Source organism: Bacillus sp. (in: firmicutes), from assembly GCF_031983925.1.
Lineage (GTDB): Bacteria > Bacillota > Bacilli > Bacillales > Bacillaceae_G > Bacillus_A > Bacillus_A pacificus.
Genome location: NZ_DALYZR010000003.1, coordinates 160,413 through 177,623 on the forward strand (window position 1 = coordinate 160,413; position 17,211 = coordinate 177,623).

At 37.2% G+C, this 17,211-nt stretch carries 13 protein-coding genes and 1 pseudogene; 10 read left to right on the plus strand and 4 right to left on the minus strand.

Annotated features, from left to right (window positions below; genetic code table 11):
- The first annotated feature begins 156 nt into the window (after nucleotides 1-156).
- Nucleotides 157-1,014: a transcriptional regulator PlcR gene (plcR, locus tag RTP99_RS12400; RefSeq protein WP_000542932.1), complete on the plus strand. Its 858-nt coding sequence runs from the start codon at nucleotides 157-159 to the stop codon at nucleotides 1,012-1,014.
- A 90-nt stretch (nucleotides 1,015-1,104) separates the two neighbouring features.
- Nucleotides 1,105-1,251, plus strand: a complete 147-nt coding sequence (gene papR / locus RTP99_RS12405; RefSeq protein ID WP_000734728.1) for a quorum-sensing peptide PapR — start codon at nucleotides 1,105-1,107, stop codon at nucleotides 1,249-1,251.
- Between the two features lie 17 nt (nucleotides 1,252-1,268).
- On the opposite strand, the gene RTP99_RS12410 is transcribed toward papR, so the two are convergent.
- From RTP99_RS12410 to cls, 3 genes are all read right to left on the minus strand, one after another.
- The gene (locus RTP99_RS12410) at nucleotides 1,269-3,947 is read right to left on the minus strand and encodes a DUF4084 domain-containing protein (RefSeq protein ID WP_000609937.1); all 2,679 of its coding nucleotides are present in this window, start codon (nucleotides 3,945-3,947) and stop codon (nucleotides 1,269-1,271) included.
- A 128-nt stretch (nucleotides 3,948-4,075) separates the two neighbouring features.
- Nucleotides 4,076-5,029 (minus strand): UV DNA damage repair endonuclease UvsE, encoded by a 954-nt coding sequence (gene uvsE / locus RTP99_RS12415; protein ID WP_000605888.1) that lies wholly within the window; start codon nucleotides 5,027-5,029, stop codon nucleotides 4,076-4,078.
- Between the two features lie 32 nt (nucleotides 5,030-5,061).
- Nucleotides 5,062-6,255, minus strand: coding sequence for a cardiolipin synthase (cls, locus tag RTP99_RS12420; RefSeq protein WP_000465820.1), 1,194 nt, complete (start codon nucleotides 6,253-6,255; stop codon nucleotides 5,062-5,064).
- 306 nt (nucleotides 6,256-6,561) lie between these two features.
- Here cls and RTP99_RS12425 point away from each other — a divergent pair, with 306 nt between their 5' ends.
- The 8 genes and pseudogenes from RTP99_RS12425 (at nucleotide 6,562) to pyrG (ending at nucleotide 16,463) form a co-directional block, all read left to right on the plus strand.
- Entirely contained in the window at nucleotides 6,562-8,673 is a 2,112-nt protein-coding gene (locus RTP99_RS12425) for a (Fe-S)-binding protein (protein ID WP_001086788.1), read from the plus strand.
- A 9-nt stretch (nucleotides 8,674-8,682) separates the two neighbouring features.
- Nucleotides 8,683-9,964 (plus strand): annotated as a pseudogene (locus RTP99_RS12430) (acetyl-CoA C-acetyltransferase).
- A 49-nt stretch (nucleotides 9,965-10,013) separates the two neighbouring features.
- Entirely contained in the window at nucleotides 10,014-10,865 is an 852-nt protein-coding gene (locus RTP99_RS12435; protein WP_000116032.1) for a 3-hydroxybutyryl-CoA dehydrogenase, read from the plus strand.
- Between the two features lie 72 nt (nucleotides 10,866-10,937).
- On the plus strand, nucleotides 10,938-12,068 hold the full coding sequence (locus RTP99_RS12440; RefSeq protein ID WP_001011168.1) for an acyl-CoA dehydrogenase: 1,131 nt from the start codon (nucleotides 10,938-10,940) through the stop codon (nucleotides 12,066-12,068).
- Between the two features lie 21 nt (nucleotides 12,069-12,089).
- Nucleotides 12,090-13,229 (plus strand): acyl-CoA dehydrogenase AcdA, encoded by a 1,140-nt coding sequence (acdA, locus tag RTP99_RS12445; protein ID WP_000545534.1) that lies wholly within the window; start codon nucleotides 12,090-12,092, stop codon nucleotides 13,227-13,229.
- A gap of 64 nt (nucleotides 13,230-13,293) precedes the next feature.
- Nucleotides 13,294-13,923 (plus strand): TetR/AcrR family transcriptional regulator, encoded by a 630-nt coding sequence (locus tag RTP99_RS12450; protein ID WP_000238604.1) that lies wholly within the window; start codon nucleotides 13,294-13,296, stop codon nucleotides 13,921-13,923.
- A gap of 141 nt (nucleotides 13,924-14,064) precedes the next feature.
- On the plus strand, nucleotides 14,065-14,598 hold the full coding sequence (gene rpoE / locus RTP99_RS12455) for a DNA-directed RNA polymerase subunit delta (RefSeq protein ID WP_000346275.1): 534 nt from the start codon (nucleotides 14,065-14,067) through the stop codon (nucleotides 14,596-14,598).
- A gap of 257 nt (nucleotides 14,599-14,855) precedes the next feature.
- Complete coding sequence (pyrG, locus tag RTP99_RS12460; protein ID WP_000170453.1) at nucleotides 14,856-16,463, plus strand: CTP synthase; 1,608 nt, start codon at nucleotides 14,856-14,858, stop codon at nucleotides 16,461-16,463.
- A gap of 30 nt (nucleotides 16,464-16,493) precedes the next feature.
- Here pyrG and RTP99_RS12465 read toward each other — a convergent pair whose 3' ends face one another.
- Entirely contained in the window at nucleotides 16,494-17,018 is a 525-nt protein-coding gene (locus RTP99_RS12465) for a DUF2529 domain-containing protein (protein ID WP_000912422.1), read from the minus strand.
- Nucleotides 17,019-17,211 lie beyond the last annotated feature (193 nt).

Consider the following 17,211-nt stretch of genomic DNA (forward strand, 5'->3'; position numbering starts at 1 on the left):
TAATCTATTATTGGATGTGAGATGAATTGCATGAAAAATTTGCCGAATTTTATATATATTATGCATTATTTCATATCAAAAATTGTCGAATTCACATTATTGTAGTGGTATGACAACTCGAAAAATTAGATTGTTATAGTGGGATGGTGAGTAAGTATGCACGCAGAAAAATTAGGAAGTGAAATTAAGAAAATTAGGGTGATGCGGGGATTAACACAAAAACAGTTATCCGAGAATATATGTCACCAATCGGAAGTGAGCCGAATTGAATCGGGCGCGGTATACCCAAGTATGGATATATTGCAAGGTATTGCAGCAAAGTTACAAGTTCCCATTATCCATTTTTATGAGGTACTTATTTATTCTGACATGGAAAGGAATAAGCAGTTAAAAGACCGAATTATTATGCTCTGTAAGGAAAAGAAATATAAAGAAATTTATAATAAAGTATGGAATGAGTTGAAAAAGGAAGAATATCATCCTGAGCTTCAGCAGTTTCTTCAATGGCAATATCATGTAGCTGCTTACATATTGAAAAAAATTGATTACGAATATTGTATTTCAGAATTAAAGAAATTGCTCAATCAACAATTGGCAGGGATAGACGTATATCAGAACCTTTATATTGAAAACGCAATTGCAAACATTTACGCTGAAAATGGCCATTTTAAGAAGAGTATTGAGTTATATGAAAATATATTAAAACAATTAGAAGTATTACATGATAATAAAGAGTTTGATGTAAAGGTGAGACATAATCATGCAAAAGCATTATACTTGGACAATCAATACGAAGAAGCACTTTGTCATGCAAATAAAGCCATTGAATTATCGTGTCAAATTAATAGTATGACATTGATTGGACAGTTATACTATCGAAAAGTTGAATGCCTAGAAAAGCTAGAGTGTGATAGAGCAGAAATTGAAGATGCTTGCGAAAAAGCTTACTTCTTTTTCGATATATTAGGAAACCATACATTAAAAGAATTAATTATAAAAAGAATGAAGAAATAAAAAAGATTTAAAAAGCAAATATGCATAATTGCATAAGATACGGATGGATTTTCATGATATATTTAAAGAAAAAAATGCGGGTGATGGAATATGAAAAAACTACTTATTGGTAGTCTGTTAACGTTAGCAATGGCATGGGGTATTTCATTAGGAGATACAGCTTTAGAGAAAAACCAAGTAATTTCTCATAATGATCAAGAAGTACAATTAGCTTCAGATGTACCTTTTGAATATTAAAAAAACAACCGTCTTACTTAGACGGTTGTTTTTTTGTGGAGTAACCTCCAAACGTCTTTACTAGAAACGGGCTTACTAATAAAGAATCCTTGAATGTGGTCACAGTTTTGCTCATATAAAAACTTCCATTGTTCTTCGGTTTCTACACCTTCTGCGATAACTTCTAAATTTAGTTCTTTTGATAGTGTAATAATGGAAGAAATAATCGCTTCCTCTAAAGGACTAGTTGTAATTCCGCAAATAAATTCTCGAGCAATTTTTAATGTATTAATTGGATATTTTGTTAAATAAGCTAAAGAACTATAACCAGTTCCAAAGTCATCAATTGAAATTTGAATACCGAGATTTTGAAGCTGTTCTAGTTTTGCAACTACAGATTGATTTTGGTTAATGGCGATACTTTCTGTAATTTCAATATCTAGTGCCTCTGGTTTTAACTCTGTTTCTTCTAAAACCTTTGAAATAGTAGGTATTAAATTTGCATGGTTAAATTGAACAACAGATAAATTTACACCGACTTTTAAGTGAGAAAAACCTTGATTATGCCATCTTTTTGCTTCTAAGCAGGCGGTACGCAAAATCCAATTTCCAAGTTCAATAATGAATCCAGTTTCCTCGGCTAGAGGAATAAATTGGGCCGGGGATACGATACCAAGCTTTGGATGTTTCCAACGAAGTAATGCTTCAAAACCGATAATTTGTTTTGTTTTTGTGCTTACTTGCGGCTGGTATTCAAGGAAAAATTCATTTTGTTGTAATGCTTTTGCAAGTTCGCCTTCTAAAAATTGGATTTCATTTTGAGCAATACTTATTTCTTTTGAGAAGAAAACAAATCGATTTTTCCCATTTGCCTTCGCGCGATACATAGCCATATCAGCATTTTTCATTAATGCTGTTACATCTGTTCCATAATCAGGGTACATTGCAATTCCGATACTCGGTGTAATAGACAGTTCTTCGCCTTGAATGAAGAATGGTTTGTTTAAAATATTTAAAATCTGTTCAGCAATAAAAGCCGCACTTTTTTCTGAGTACATATCTGGTAATAGAATTGTAAACTCATCTCCGCCTTGACGAGCAACGACATCCTTTGAACGTAGGCAACTGCGTAATCGTTTTGCTACTTCAATTAATAATAAGTCTCCGACGTCATGACCGAGTCTATCGTTAATTTTTTTGAATCGATCTAAATCAAGAAACATGACGGCAACATCACTTGCGCTAGTTTGAGCTGTATTTAAAATGTTTTTTAAATCCTTTTCGAACTTGCGGCGATTTGGTAGTCCAGTAAGTGCATCATGAAAGGCTAAATGCTCTACTTGTTTTTGTTTTTCATATAAAGTTGTAATATCACGTGCTATGCCGAACATCCCAACAACTTCTTTATTTATGAAAGTAGGGATGAGCGTAATGTGAAGGTAATAGTAATAACCTTCTTTTTCTTTTGTGCGAACTTCTAAAGTTTGTGGTCTACCTTTTTTCGTTAGTTGTAAAGCTTTCTTTAGTAAATCATGGTCTTTTGAGTCAATAAAGTGTAAAAGGGAATAGCTTTCTACTTCACAATAGTAGGCAGTAAATAAGCTTTCGCAAGCTGTATTAGACTGTTGGAAAATACCATACATATTTAAAGAGAAAACAGCATCCGGGTGATCTTCGAATAAAGATTTATAACGTTGTTCACTTTTTGATAACGCAGATGCACCTTCTTCTACTTTGTCTTCTAGTTGTGTAGTCAACTGCTCGTATGTATCGATTAGTGCCTGATTATCTTTCCACATATAAAGTTGTCGTAAGAACAATAAGATGAGAGATAATACTAGACCGATCAACATGAACTTATCATCCCAAGGTTGAAAGATAATAAAAGAAAAAGTAATGATTATACTAAAATAAGGTAATATAAAGCGCACATAATCAAACCGATAATATTTTGTTTTCGTTTCATGCTGCATTGGTTTATCTAAAATATATAGTATGGATGACAAACCAATTAATAAAATCGAAGCAGTATGTATTAAGTAAGAGACTTCAGAAGAAGTTTTCATCCCTGCGTTTAATTGAAAGAGATGTATATATCCGTATACAAGTATGATAGTAAAGCCGATAATTAATGAGATTCTACTAGCAGAATATTGTTCTCGTCTATATAGACTAATAACGGCGTAAATGACTAATGATTGTGCAATAAAGTATCCAATTAAAACCCAATGATCTGTTGTTAACATACGAAAGCTTGAACGGTCTAAAATAAAAGTTAAGGTAAAATAAATATTCATAATAATGATAAAGATGCTATCGAATGAAAATTGAGCTAGGCCTCTAATAGAGTAATGTTTTATGAACTTTATAGCAAAGCCAGAAAAGAGCAAAATATATTGTACGATAAAAAAGGGTAATGCCGTATATGAGAATATGACTTGGTCATATATAGAAAGTGAATGAAGAAATAAAGTTATCTCCATTGTCAATCCACATAGGCAAGTGCATAGTAATAAAACCCAAAATAATTTATCACCGCGCTTCATTTTCTTAATAGCTTTATATAAGCAATAGCAAGAAAAGAGTGCAGCAAAACAAAATAAGAAGAGAATTCCAATTTCTTTTATATTCAAGTTCTTAGGAATAAGAAATATCCAAAGAGAAAATATAATTATATATATCATAACAAAGTGTACATATTTTTTTTGATTAATCATATTATGACTCCGTTTCAATAAAGTTGAATCACAGGTGGAAAATGCTAATTCCAATCATAGCATATAAAATAGGGTGTTTTTTACTAAAAAAATTACTTTTTTTGAAAAAAATAGCTCAACATTACAATTTACCATTGTAATGTTGAGCTATTTATTCTTTTTATTCCTCTTATAGCGGATAATTCATGTATGAATTGCAGCATCGCTAAATCTTTCTGTTTACTTTCAATCATAATATCGAAATTATGATTGACTTTTTTTGCAACGTGTAAGAAAGGTTTAATAAACTCTAAATCAATATATTCCGCGTGAGCCCTAAATTCTTTTTTTGATTTAGGGGAAGAAATATGAACTTTAGGAAGGATATTTGTATGTGCCCAAGTTTCAAAAATTGCAGGAAGTAACTCTTCTAACGGTTCTTCGCAAAGATTTGCCATATGATGATGATAATCAAATACAAATGGAATCTTTTCTTTTTGGCAAATAGATAAAGTTTCAGCAGTTGTATATGTTTTATCATCATTTTCAAGTGTCATTTGCCTTTTTATATGTGCAGGAAGTTTTTTTATGTTTTCATGGAAACGTTCAACCGCTTTTTCTTTATTTCCGTAGGCACCACCTACATGGATGTTAATATAAGAAGAATCTGCAATTCCTATTGCATCTAATACTTTATAGTGATAAGTCATATCTGTAATAGCGTTAGTTGTAATGTGTGGCTTATCGCTTGTAAATAGCGTAAATTGATTTGGATGAAAACTTACTCGTAAATTATGTTCTTTAATTAATGCCCCAATTTTACGCCAAAGCGGTGTGAACAACCCGATGTAATCAAACTCGACTTCGGGATGTGTTGCAAGTGGGACGATGGAAGAAGATAAGCGATATAATGGAATTTCATGCGCTATATTGTAATGAAGAATACGTATTGTATGCTCAAGATTCTGTCGCGTAACATCGTATAATTTATCTTCTCGTTCTTGTTTACTAAGCTTTTGAAAGCTTGTAAATGTCATCGTTTTAGCCGGAGAACAGTCCCAGAGTGCCATTGCATGTGAGACATATCCGAAACGCATAATCATAATGAATACATCTCCTTTATACATTATCTTTCCTATAGAAAGAAAGCAAGTATTGTTCCTATCCATTCTTTGCCTCTATTAATGAGAGAATTCGGACTAACATCTTTCAAGGAAAGTAATGAAGCATTTTCTAGATCTTCGTGGAATTTATTTTTTACTGTTTGTATAAAATGTTCATCATATAAAAGGCAGTTGATTTCATGGTTAATATATAAACTTCTCATATCAAAGTTTGCAGTTCCGATATCACAGATGTAGTCATCAACTATAATAACTTTAGCGTGAAAAAAACCTTGTTGAAATGCGTAAATATTACAGCCAGCTTGTATTAACTTTCGGCAATATGGGAATTTTGCTTCTCGAACAAGGGGGTGATCCGCTTTTTCTGGAACGAGAATTGTGATTTGAACCCCGCGTTTTCGTGCTTCTAATAATGCATTCATAATTTTTCTTCCAGGAATGAAATATGGTGTACCGATAAAGAGTTCTTTTTCTGCGCTTTCAATTAAATATAAAAATGTATTTTGCAAGTAGGCCCCATCAGTAGGGATAAAACGATGCAGAATGGTTCCTGGTTGTTGCTTAGGAAAATAAAGAGATGCCTCTAATAAATTTTGGTCTGTATCGTCCAGCCAATCATGTAAAAATTGCTTTTGTAAATCTTGTATTCCTTCTCCTGTAAGACGTAAATGATAATCGCGCCATAATCCTAATTTTTGATTATGTCCTAAATATTCTTCTCCAATATTAAATCCACCAATATAACCAATTTTCCCGTCAATAACTGTAATTTTTCTATGGTTTCTTTGATTTGCAGAAAAGAAAGGAAAGGGAAACTTTACTTTGTGACAAAATGAAAAAGAGACACCATGTTTTTGTAGGGAGCGAATGGCCTCATTTGATAAATGATGGCTTCCCAATCGATCGAGTAGAAGTCTTACTTCAATTCCTTCCTTTGCCTTATCAATAAGTAACTTTAAAAATTCCCGGCTGATTTTATCGTTTTTTACAATGAAGAACAAAACGTGCACATGGTGTTTCGCCTGTTTTATATCAGTAAATAGAGCGTCATACAAATCTTTTCCGTATGTATAAAGGTGAAAATCACTTTGACGTAAAGGGAAAGAACGAGAACGTACACGCTTTAAATGAACAATTCTCCCATAAGAAAGATCAATTACAATCCAGAGAGTGCTACCTATTAATAAGAGAGATAAGAAGAACATGAGTAAATTCCCTCCTTCACGGTCTTTTCACCATTCGTTTTTTATAAATCAAACATTCATTTTATCCTGTTATTTGTGGGCTAATAATTAGTAGGGAGTAAATAACTTCTACTGATTAAAGTTTCACTTTATAGTTTCACCGAAATAAACAGCTTTATTAAAAAATATGTTGTTGTATAACAAAAAACTGTTGACTGAATGCTCACTCATTATATAATGAAGGTAGGGGATAAAATTCAGAAAATTATATGTTTTTGAAGATTCTAAAAAAGAAAGAGGGCTTACAAAGAGAGGGGTAGCATAAAAATGAATAGCTTACTGATCATGAATTGGCTGGCTGCCATTGCTGTTATTGCTTATGCGGGATATTTGTTTGTGTATCTTATACGAACGAGGATGGCCTACATACAGTTAGGAAAAAAGATTGAATTTGACCGTCGTTTTAAAGAGCGTTGGGATCTCCTTAAGGTCAATGTTTTCGGTCAGAAAAAGCTGCTGAAAGATAAAAAGAGCGGCATTATTCACGTTATGTTCTTTTACGGATTTATTCTTGTCCAATTTGGAGCAATTGACTTCGTTTGGAAAGGACTCGCACCAGGATCACATCTTCCACTTGGACCACTATACCCTGCATTTACATTCTTCCAGGAAATTGTCACACTTGTTATTTTAATTGCAGTCTTTTGGGCTTTTCATCGACGTTATGTTGAGAAGCTAGTTCGTTTAAAACGTAATTTCAAATCAGGCCTTGTTCTTATCTTCATCGGTGGCTTAATGATTTCTGTGCTACTCGGTAATGGGATGGGAATTATATGGCATGGCGAGGAGCTTTCATGGAGTGAGCCAATCGCTTCTGCAATCGCTTACGTTTTCTCAGGGATAAATGAAACCGCAGCCATTTCTGTGTTCTATTTCTCTTGGTGGGTGCATTTACTAATTTTGTTAACGTTTTTAGTTTATGTTCCACAATCGAAACACGCGCATTTAATTGCGGGACCAGCTAACGTTTTCTTCGGCCGTCTTTCAAATCCAGGGAAACTTGAAAAGATTGACTTTGAAGATGAAACACAAGAAACATTTGGTGTTGGTAAAATCGAAGACTTTAGACAAAATCAGCTTATTGATTTATACGCTTGCGTAGAGTGTGGTCGTTGTACAAATATGTGTCCGGCAACAGGAACAGGGAAAATGTTATCGCCGATGGATTTGATTTTAAAACTTCGCGATCATTTAACTGATAAAGGAGCTGCAGTGACATCAAAAGCACCGTGGGTTCCGGTAGTTGCTTTTAATAATACACAAGGAAATCAGTTAGCGATGATGGCAGCGGGGAAAGGACAACAAGAATCTGCAGCCACAACACTCGCTTACGATCCGAGTTTAATTGGAGATGTTATTACAGAAGAAGAGATTTGGGCTTGTACAACGTGTCGTAACTGTGAGGATCAGTGTCCGGTTATGAATGAGCACGTTGATAAAATTATTGATTTACGCCGCTATCTCGTTTTAACAGAAGGAAAGATGGATGCGGAAGCGCAACGTGCGATGACAAACATCGAGCGTCAAGGGAATCCGTGGGGTCTAAACCGTAAAGAGCGTGAAACTTGGCGCCAAGGTGATGATGAAGTAACGGTTCCAACTGTAAAAGAAAAATCGAAAGCTGGCGAGGAGTTCGAATATTTATTCTGGGTTGGTTCAATGGGATCATATGATAATCGTAGTCAGAAGATTGCGATATCGTTTGCGAAGTTGATGAACGAAGCAGGCATTTCATTTGCAATACTCGGTAATAAGGAGAAGAACTCTGGAGATACACCGCGCCGCCTTGGAAATGAATTTGTCTTCCAAGAGATGGCGACAAAAAATATTGAGGAATTTGAAAAAGCAGGAGTGAAGAAAATCGTTACGATTGACCCTCATGCTTATAACACATTTAAAAATGAGTATCCGGACTTTGGCTTGCAGGCAGAAGTCTATCATCATACAGAACTGTTAGCTCAGTGGGTGAAAGAAGGACGCTTAAAACCGGTTCACGCTATTGAGGAAACAGTTACGTACCATGATTCCTGCTACTTAGGGAGATACAACGAAGTATACGAAGCGCCACGAGACATTTTGAAAGCGATTCCTGGTGTGAACCTTGTAGAAATGGCACGTAACCGTGAAACGGGAATGTGCTGTGGAGCAGGTGGTGGCTTAATGTGGATGGAGGAAACAACAGGTTCACGCATTAACGTTGCTCGTACAGAACAAGCATTAGCTGTACAGCCATCCATTATCGGTACAGGATGTCCTTATTGCTTAACGATGATTAGTGATGGGACGAAAGCGAAAGAAGTTGAAGAGAAAGTTCAAACTCTCGATGTAACAGAGATTTTAGAACGCTCAGTGATTGGACAGAAGAAAGAAGCAATCTAGTTTGTAGGAATGCATACAACTTTAGAAAGAGGTGCAATTATTGCACCTCTTCTCAACGTAGGAACACCGAGCGCACGCTCAGTGATAAAAAGAAATGGGGGAAAGAAACATGAGTAAAACAGTTATTTTAAGTGCTGCAAGAACACCGGTTGGGAAATTTGGAGGGTCTTTAAAAGATGTAAAAGCAACAGAACTTGGAGGGATTGCAATTAAAGCGGCGCTTGAAAGAGCAAATGTTTCTGCTAGTGATGTTGAGGAAGTTATATTCGGAACGGTTATTCAAGGTGGACAGGGACAAATTCCATCACGCCAAGCGGCGAGGGCTGCTGGAATCCCTTGGGAAGTGCAGACGGAAACAGTGAATAAAGTTTGTGCGTCGGGGCTTCGTGCGGTTACGTTAGCGGATCAAATTATTCGTACTGGCGATCAATCATTGATTGTAGCTGGTGGTATGGAGTCGATGAGTAACAGTCCTTACATTTTACGAGGAGCAAGATGGGGATACAGAATGGGCAACAACGAAGTCGTTGATTTAAACATTGCTGACGGTTTAACATGCGCATTTTCTGGTATACACATGGGTGTTTATGGCGGAGAAGTTGCGAAGGAAGATGGAATTTCTCGCGAAGCGCAAGATGAATGGGCATATCGTAGCCACCAACGTGCGGTTTCAGCACATAATGAAGGACGTTTTGAAGAGGAAATCGTGCCAGTAACGATTCCGCAAAGAAAAGGCGATCCTATTGTCGTTGCAAAGGATGAGGCGCCACGCGCGGATACAACAATTGAAAAGTTAGCAAAATTAAAACCTGTATTTGATAAAACAGCGACAGTGACAGCTGGTAATGCACCAGGCTTAAACGATGGTGGTGCTGCACTTGTATTAATGAGCGAAGACAGAGCGAAGCAAGAAGGAAGAAAGCCGTTAGCGACAATTTTGGCACATACAGCAATTGCAGTGGAGTCTAAAGATTTCCCGAGAACGCCAGGTTATGCAATTAACGCATTGCTTGAAAAAACAGGAAAGACAATTGAAGACATCGATTTATTCGAGATTAATGAAGCATTTGCAGCAGTAGCAATTGCAAGTACAGAGATTGCGGGAATTGATCCAGAAAAATTGAATGTAAATGGCGGCGCAGTGGCGATGGGGCATCCGATTGGAGCAAGCGGAGCGCGCATTATCGTTACACTAATCCATGCACTGAAGCAACGCGGCGGCGGAATTGGAATTGCTTCGATTTGTAGCGGTGGTGGTCAAGGTGATGCAGTGATGATTGAAGTTCACTAATTAAGATTAGACGGTATATAGTTTATTGGAAATTAAGGGGGAAGAAGAAATGAGTGTACAAAAAATTGTTGTAATTGGTGCAGGACAAATGGGATCAGGAATTGCACAAGTATGTGCAATGGCAGGATACGATGTGAAGGTACAAGATTTAAAACAGGAGCAATTAGATAGAGGATTGGCTATTATTACGAAAAACTTAGCACGCCAAGTAGAAAAGGGGCGCATGAAGGAAGAAGAAAAGGAAGCGACATTAAACCGTCTTGCAGTAACGCTTGATTTAGATTGTGTGAAGGAAGCGGATCTTATTATCGAAGCAGCTGTCGAGAAAATGGATATTAAAAAGAAAATCTTTGCGAATTTAGATAAAATTGCTCCAGAACACGCAATTTTAGCGACAAATACGTCATCTTTGCCAATTACAGAAATTGCCGCGGTAACGAAACGTCCGGAAAAAGTAATCGGTATGCACTTTATGAATCCAGTTCCGGTTATGAAACTTGTTGAAATTATTCGTGGTTTGGCTACAGATGATGCGGTATACGAAACAATTGAGGATATTACGAAGAAAATTGGCAAAGTACCAGTTGAAGTAAATGATTTCCCAGGATTTGTATCGAACCGTATTTTATTACCGATGATTAACGAAGCAATTTATACGTTATATGAAGGTGTAGCGACGAAAGAAGCAATTGATGAAGTAATGAAACTTGGTATGAATCACCCGATGGGCCCTTTAACGCTCGCTGATTTTATCGGTTTAGACACATGTTTATACATTATGGAAGTGTTGCATGAAGGTTTAGGTGATAGTAAATATCGCCCATGTCCATTGCTACGTAAGTACGTAAATGCAGGATGGTTAGGACGTAAAACAGGTCGTGGTTTCTACGTTTACGAATAAATCCCCCTTTGTTACAAAATAGTGGTCTTACCAAATTGTTAAAAGGTTATATAGCAAATGGAGGCGGAGTATATGAACTTTCGTTTTAATGAAGAGCAGCAAATGATGAGGAAAATGGTTCGAGATTTTGCACAGAAGGAAATTGCTCCCTTTGTTCCTAGTATGGAACAAGGGGTGTTCCCAAAAGAGATTTTGCAGAAGATGGGTGAGCTTGGATTAATGGGAATTCCAGCGCCTGCAAAATACGGTGGTGCAGAAATGGATTTTATTTCTTACATTTTAGCAATTGAAGAAATTTCAAAGGTAAGCGCAACGGTTGGTGTAATTTTAGCTGTACATACGTCAGTTGGAATGAACCCGATTTTATATTTCGGAACAGAAGAACAGAAAGAGAAATACGTTTCTAAGCTTGCGACTGGTGAATATTTAGGTGCATTTGCACTAACAGAACCAAATGCAGGATCGGATGCAGGAAGTTTGAAATCAAGAGCTGTGAAGAAAGGCGATCATTACATTATTAATGGATCGAAGGTGTTCATTACAAATGGTGGTGAAGCAAGTACATATATTGTATTCGCTTCTACAAATCCAGAGGCAGGAAAGAGTGGGATTTCTGCATTCATAGTAGAGAAAGATACACCAGGCTTAATTATCGGTAAAGATGAGCATAAAATGGGACTGCTTGGTTCTCGCACTGTACAACTTACGTTCGAGGATATGAAGGTACCGGCTGAGAATTTACTTGGTGAAGAAGGACAAGGATTTAAGGTAGCGATGGCGAATTTAGATGTTGGACGAATTGGAATTGGGGCGCAAGCATTAGGTATTGCTGAAGCGGCGCTTGCATGTGCGATTGATTATGCGAAAGAACGTGAGCAATTCGGAAAGCCAATTGCGGCGCAGCAAGGGATTGGCTTCAAACTTGCAGATATGGCAACTAGCGTAGAAGCGGCGCGATTACTTGTATATAGGGCGGCATCGCTAAGAGCGCAAGGATTACCATGTGGTAAAGAAGCATCTATTGCGAAATTATTCGCTTCTAAAACGGCTGTTGAAGTTGCGATTGAAGCAGTGCAAGTATTTGGTGGTTACGGTTATACGAAAGATTATCCAGTAGAAAGATTTTTCCGTGATGCGAAAATCACGCAAATATATGAAGGAACGAGTGAAATACAGAAACTTGTTATTAGCCGGGCTTTATAAAAGCACAAGGGGGAGACGGGCATGCATTTTAAACTATCAGAAGAACATGAAATGATAAGAAAAATGGTTCGGGACTTTGCTAAGAACGAAGTAGCACCGACAGCAGCTGAACGTGATGAAGAAGAGAGGTTTGATCGTGCGCTATTTGATCAAATGGCAGAGCTTGGTTTAACCGGAATTCCGTGGCCTGAAGAATACGGCGGAATTGGAAGCGATTACTTGGCGTATGTAATTGCTATTGAAGAATTATCACGCGTATGTGCTTCTACAGGTGTAACATTGTCTGCACATACTTCACTTGCTGGTTGGCCAATTTTTAAATTTGGAACAGAAGAGCAAAAGCAAACATTTTTACGACCGATGGCTGAAGGAAAGAAAATTGGTGCATACGGCTTAACGGAGCCAGGATCTGGATCGGATGCTGGTGGAATGAAGACGATCGCCAAAAGAGATGGAGACCATTATGTATTAAATGGATCAAAAATATTTATCACTAATGGTGGTATTGCTGATATTTATGTTGTTTTCGCATTAACTGATCCTGAATCGAAGCAGCGTGGCACGAGTGCATTTATAGTGGAAAGTGATACACCAGGATTTTCAGTTGGGAAGAAGGAGAGTAAATTAGGGATTCGCTCTTCACCAACAACTGAAATTATGTTCGAAGATTGCCGTATTCCTGTAGAGAATTTACTAGGGGAAGAAGGACAAGGGTTTAAGATAGCGATGCAAACATTAGATGGTGGCCGTAACGGTATTGCGGCGCAAGCGGTTGGTATTGCACAAGGGGCTTTAGATGCTTCCGTAGAATATGCAAGAGAGCGTCATCAGTTTGGGAAGCCGATTGCGGTGCAGCAAGGGATTGGCTTTAAACTTGCAGATATGGCAACGGATGTGGAGGCGGCGCGTCTTCTAACATATCAAGCAGCTTGGCTGGAATCGGAAGGACTTCCTTATGGGAAAGAGTCGGCGATGTCAAAAGTATTTGCAGGCGATGCCGCGATGAAGGTGACGACTGAAGCGGTACAAGTATTTGGTGGTTACGGTTATACGAAAGATTATCCGGTAGAGCGATACATGCGAGATGCAAAGATTACACAGATATATGAAGGAACACAAGAGATTCAAAGGCTCGTAATTTCTCGTATGTTAACGAAGTAGGATCAAAGGCGTAGGTATTTTCCTACGCTTTTTCCTTCCAAAAAATAATAGAGAGGTGAAGGGGATGGTTAAACATAATGTGCATGCATCAGTGAAAGATGAAAAATTAGTCGCGTTAAGGCGTGAACAAATGATTAAAGGTGCAGTGCAACTGTTTAAACAAAAAGGATTTCCGCGTACAACAACGAGAGAGATTGCAAAGGCAGCTGGATTTAGTATTGGAACGCTTTATGAATACATTCGTACAAAAGATGATGTTTTGTATTTAGTTTGTGATAGTATTTATGAACATGTAAAAGAAAGATTAGAGGAAGTAGTTTGTACGGAAAAAGGAAGTGTAGAAAGTTTAAAGATAGCAATAACGAATTATTTTAAAGTGATGGACGAATTGCAGGAAGAAGTATTAATAATGTATCAAGAGGTACGCTTCTTACCGAAAGAATCACTCCCGTACGTATTAGAAAAGGAGTTTCAAATGGTAGGAATGTTTGAGAATATTTTAGAACAGTGTACGGAAAACGGAACATTTACATTAAATAAAAAAGAAATACAGCTTCTTGCGCATAATATTTTTATACAAGGACAGATGTGGGGATTTCGACGTTGGGCGCTGCAAAAGCTATATACGCTCGAAGAATATACAGACATGCAAATTAGGTATGTATTACAAGGGGCCCATATGCTTCCGAAATAAGGAATGTATACTACCCTATAAAAGTTTCCCGTTTTTTTTGTAGCATATTTGTGCGACTTTTGTTTATAATGAATAGTATGGATTTTTTTAAGCAGGCCGTTATATATAAGGTTATATTTGATGAAAGGAAGTGCCGCATAAGTGGATTTTAAGCAATATTCACCAGAAGAGCTAAAAGAATGTTCAATGATTGAAGTTGTACATAGCGTTTTAGGGGATAAAAAACAAGCAACGACATTCAACGAGTTGGTTCAAGAAATCGCTCAAGTGCTGGGACTATCTCAAGAGCAAGTTAATGCGAAAATCGCACAATTTTATACAGACTTAAACATCGATGGACGTTTCATTAATTTAGGAGAAAATCGTTGGGGTCTACGCAGCTGGTACCCATACGAGCAAATTGATGAAGAAATCTTGCCTCAACCAAAACCGAAGAAGAAACGTAAAGTTGAAGAAGACGGTTTTGACGACTACATTGACGAAGATGAAGATGACTTTGATGATGTAGATGGAAATGAAGACGAAGATGATGATGTAGAAGATTTGGACAAGGTTCTTGAAGACGAAGACGGAGACGACGATGATCTTGATGATTTAGACGAAGATGAAGATGACTTCGCTGAAGAAGAACTTGAGTATGATGAAACTGAAGAAGAAGAAGAGGAAGAACTGTAGTTCTTGACTTTTCATTATCGTCCATGTAGAATCATTTTTGGGCTCTTTAAAAAAGGACGATAATACTTTTAAAGTGTAAATATAAAAGAAAATTGCTCCCTACTTATTACTTTATGTGATGAGGGGAGCAATTTTCTTTTTTGTTTTTTGTTTAGAAAATAAAAAGAGTCTAACAATAAGATGGATACAGTGTTATCTACATACGTTGCGCTTTGCAACGGTGATTATATAACAGCAAAATAGAAGGGAGCTTTTTCATGACTAAGTATATTTTTGTAACAGGCGGTGTAGTGTCGTCTCTAGGAAAAGGTATTACAGCAGCATCTCTTGGAAGACTTTTAAAAAATCGTGGTTTAAACGTAACGATTCAAAAGTTTGATCCATACATTAACGTAGACCCAGGGACTATGAGCCCATACCAACACGGTGAGGTATTCGTAACAGATGATGGTGCAGAAACTGACTTAGACCTTGGTCACTATGAGCGTTTCATCGACATCAATTTAAATAAATACAGCAACGTAACAACAGGTAAAATTTACTCTTCAGTTCTTCAAAAAGAGCGTCGTGGTGAATACCTAGGAGGAACAGTTCAAGTTATTCCTCACATTACTAACGAAATTAAAGAGCGCGTATACCGTTCTGGTCGCGAAACAAACGCGGACGTTGTTATTACAGAAATCGGTGGAACTGTTGGTGACATTGAGTCTCTACCATTCTTAGAAGCAATCCGTCAAATTAAGAGCGACATCGGTCGTGACAATGTAATGTACATTCACTGTACGTTAATCCCGTACTTAAAAGCAGCGGGTGAAATGAAAACAAAACCAACGCAACATAGCGTTAAAGAGCTTCGCAGTTTAGGTATTCAACCAAATATTATCGTTGTTCGTACAGAAATGCCTGTTTCTCAAGATATGAAAGACAAGCTTGCATTATTCTGTGACATTGATACAAAAGCAGTTATTGAAGCACGCGATGCAGATACTTTATATGCAGTTCCATTATCTCTTCAAGAGCAAAATATGGACCAAATCGTTTGCGATCACTTAAAATTAGACAATCCAGCTGCAGATATGACAGAGTGGACTGCGCTAGTTGAAAAAGTGCGTAACCTTTCTAAGAAAACAAAAATCGCTCTTGTTGGTAAATACGTAGAGCTTCAAGATGCATACATTTCTGTTGTAGAAGCACTTCGTCATGCAGGTTACTCTTTCGACACAGATGTAGAAGTGAAATGGGTAAATGCTGAGCACGTAACAGCAGAGAACGTACAAGAATTAGTAGGAGATACAGATGGTATCCTTGTACCAGGTGGCTTCGGTGATCGTGGTGTAGAAGGTAAAATCGTTGCAATTCAATATGCTCGTGAAAACAAAGTTCCATTCCTAGGAATTTGCTTAGGTATGCAACTTGCATCAATCGAATTCGCACGTAACGTATTAGGATTAGAAGGAGCTAACTCTTCTGAAATCAATCCTGACACACCTTATGCAATCATCGACTTATTACCAGAACAAAAAGATGTAGAAGACTTAGGTGGTACACTTCGTCTTGGTCTATACCCATGTAAGCTTGCTGAAGAAACAAATGCTTACAACGCTTACAATGAGCCGGTTGTATATGAGCGTCATCGTCATCGTTATGAGTTCAACAATCAATTCCGTCCGGATATGGAAAAAGCAGGATTTGTATTCTCTGGTACAAGCCCAGACGGCCGTTTAGTTGAAATCGTTGAATTGAAAGATCACCCTTGGTTCGTAGCAGCACAGTTCCACCCAGAACTTGTTTCTCGTCCAAACCGTCCACAACCATTGTTCCATGACTTCGTAAGAGCGTCTATTACGAATAAAGAGAGCAAGTAATAAAAAAGCGCCTGAAATAGGGCGCTTTTTTTAATATTCATTTAACATTTCATCGATTGTAAATTTGATTCCGTGATATGCAAATAAAGCTATCATTAAGCTTGGGAATCCGTAGCGATTACCTTCATCGTCTGGAATAAGCCCTTTTAACAATTTCGTATCAATATGTACATCTGTATATTGTTCTAGTGATTCATTGCCTTCTTGAATAGCAGAAATGCCGACAATAGAGTGTCCATCTGCTTGAAGTTTTTTTGCTATTGCTACAACTTCTTCATCTGTTGAAAAACGGCTAATAAGAAGTACACGATCTGCAGAAGTTACTTCTACTTCCTTACCATTTTCAAATAGTCGTTTTGCTTGCTTCATTGGTTCAGCACCGAATAGCGCTTCAGCAACAACGCCCTCCATTTCATTTGTACCATGTAAATAAATGAAACCTTCGCCAACTAATGCTTGAGCAAGTAGACGGGCGCTATCTTCTATATTCATTTCCTCTTTTTGAGAAACTCTGGAGAAATAACCGCTTAATTGGGTTGAAAAAATTTTTAACATAATGTTACTCCCTTCGTACGTGTTTACCGGCTTTCATTATAGTTTATTTTTTTAGAAAGGTGAAATCGAAGGTGGCATAACAAAATGGGAAACGGTAAAATAAGAAAGAAATAGGAAGGAATTTGGTAAAGAATAGCGAAAATTAATCGTTAAGATATAAGAAGCTTTAAATCTTGTACTTACACAGAAAGGT

Excerpts from the sequence above, each read along its gene's own strand:
- plcR (WP_000542932.1), top strand. The coding sequence starts at position 157 with ATGCACGCAGAAAAATTAGGAAGTGAAATTAAGAAAATTAGGGTGATG.
- papR (WP_000734728.1), top strand. The coding sequence starts at position 1,105 with ATGAAAAAACTACTTATTGGTAGTCTGTTAACGTTAGCAATGGCATGG.
- RTP99_RS12410 (WP_000609937.1), bottom strand. The coding sequence starts at position 3,947 with ATGATTAATCAAAAAAAATATGTACACTTTGTTATGATATATATAATT.
- uvsE (WP_000605888.1), bottom strand. The coding sequence starts at position 5,029 with ATGATTATGCGTTTCGGATATGTCTCACATGCAATGGCACTCTGGGAC.
- cls (WP_000465820.1), bottom strand. The coding sequence starts at position 6,255 with ATGTTCTTCTTATCTCTCTTATTAATAGGTAGCACTCTCTGGATTGTA.
- RTP99_RS12425 (WP_001086788.1), top strand. The coding sequence starts at position 6,562 with ATGAATAGCTTACTGATCATGAATTGGCTGGCTGCCATTGCTGTTATT.
- RTP99_RS12435 (WP_000116032.1), top strand. The coding sequence starts at position 10,014 with ATGAGTGTACAAAAAATTGTTGTAATTGGTGCAGGACAAATGGGATCA.
- RTP99_RS12440 (WP_001011168.1), top strand. The coding sequence starts at position 10,938 with ATGAACTTTCGTTTTAATGAAGAGCAGCAAATGATGAGGAAAATGGTT.
- acdA (WP_000545534.1), top strand. The coding sequence starts at position 12,090 with ATGCATTTTAAACTATCAGAAGAACATGAAATGATAAGAAAAATGGTT.
- RTP99_RS12450 (WP_000238604.1), top strand. The coding sequence starts at position 13,294 with ATGGTTAAACATAATGTGCATGCATCAGTGAAAGATGAAAAATTAGTC.
- pyrG (WP_000170453.1), top strand. The coding sequence starts at position 14,856 with ATGACTAAGTATATTTTTGTAACAGGCGGTGTAGTGTCGTCTCTAGGA.
- RTP99_RS12465 (WP_000912422.1), bottom strand. The coding sequence starts at position 17,018 with ATGTTAAAAATTTTTTCAACCCAATTAAGCGGTTATTTCTCCAGAGTT.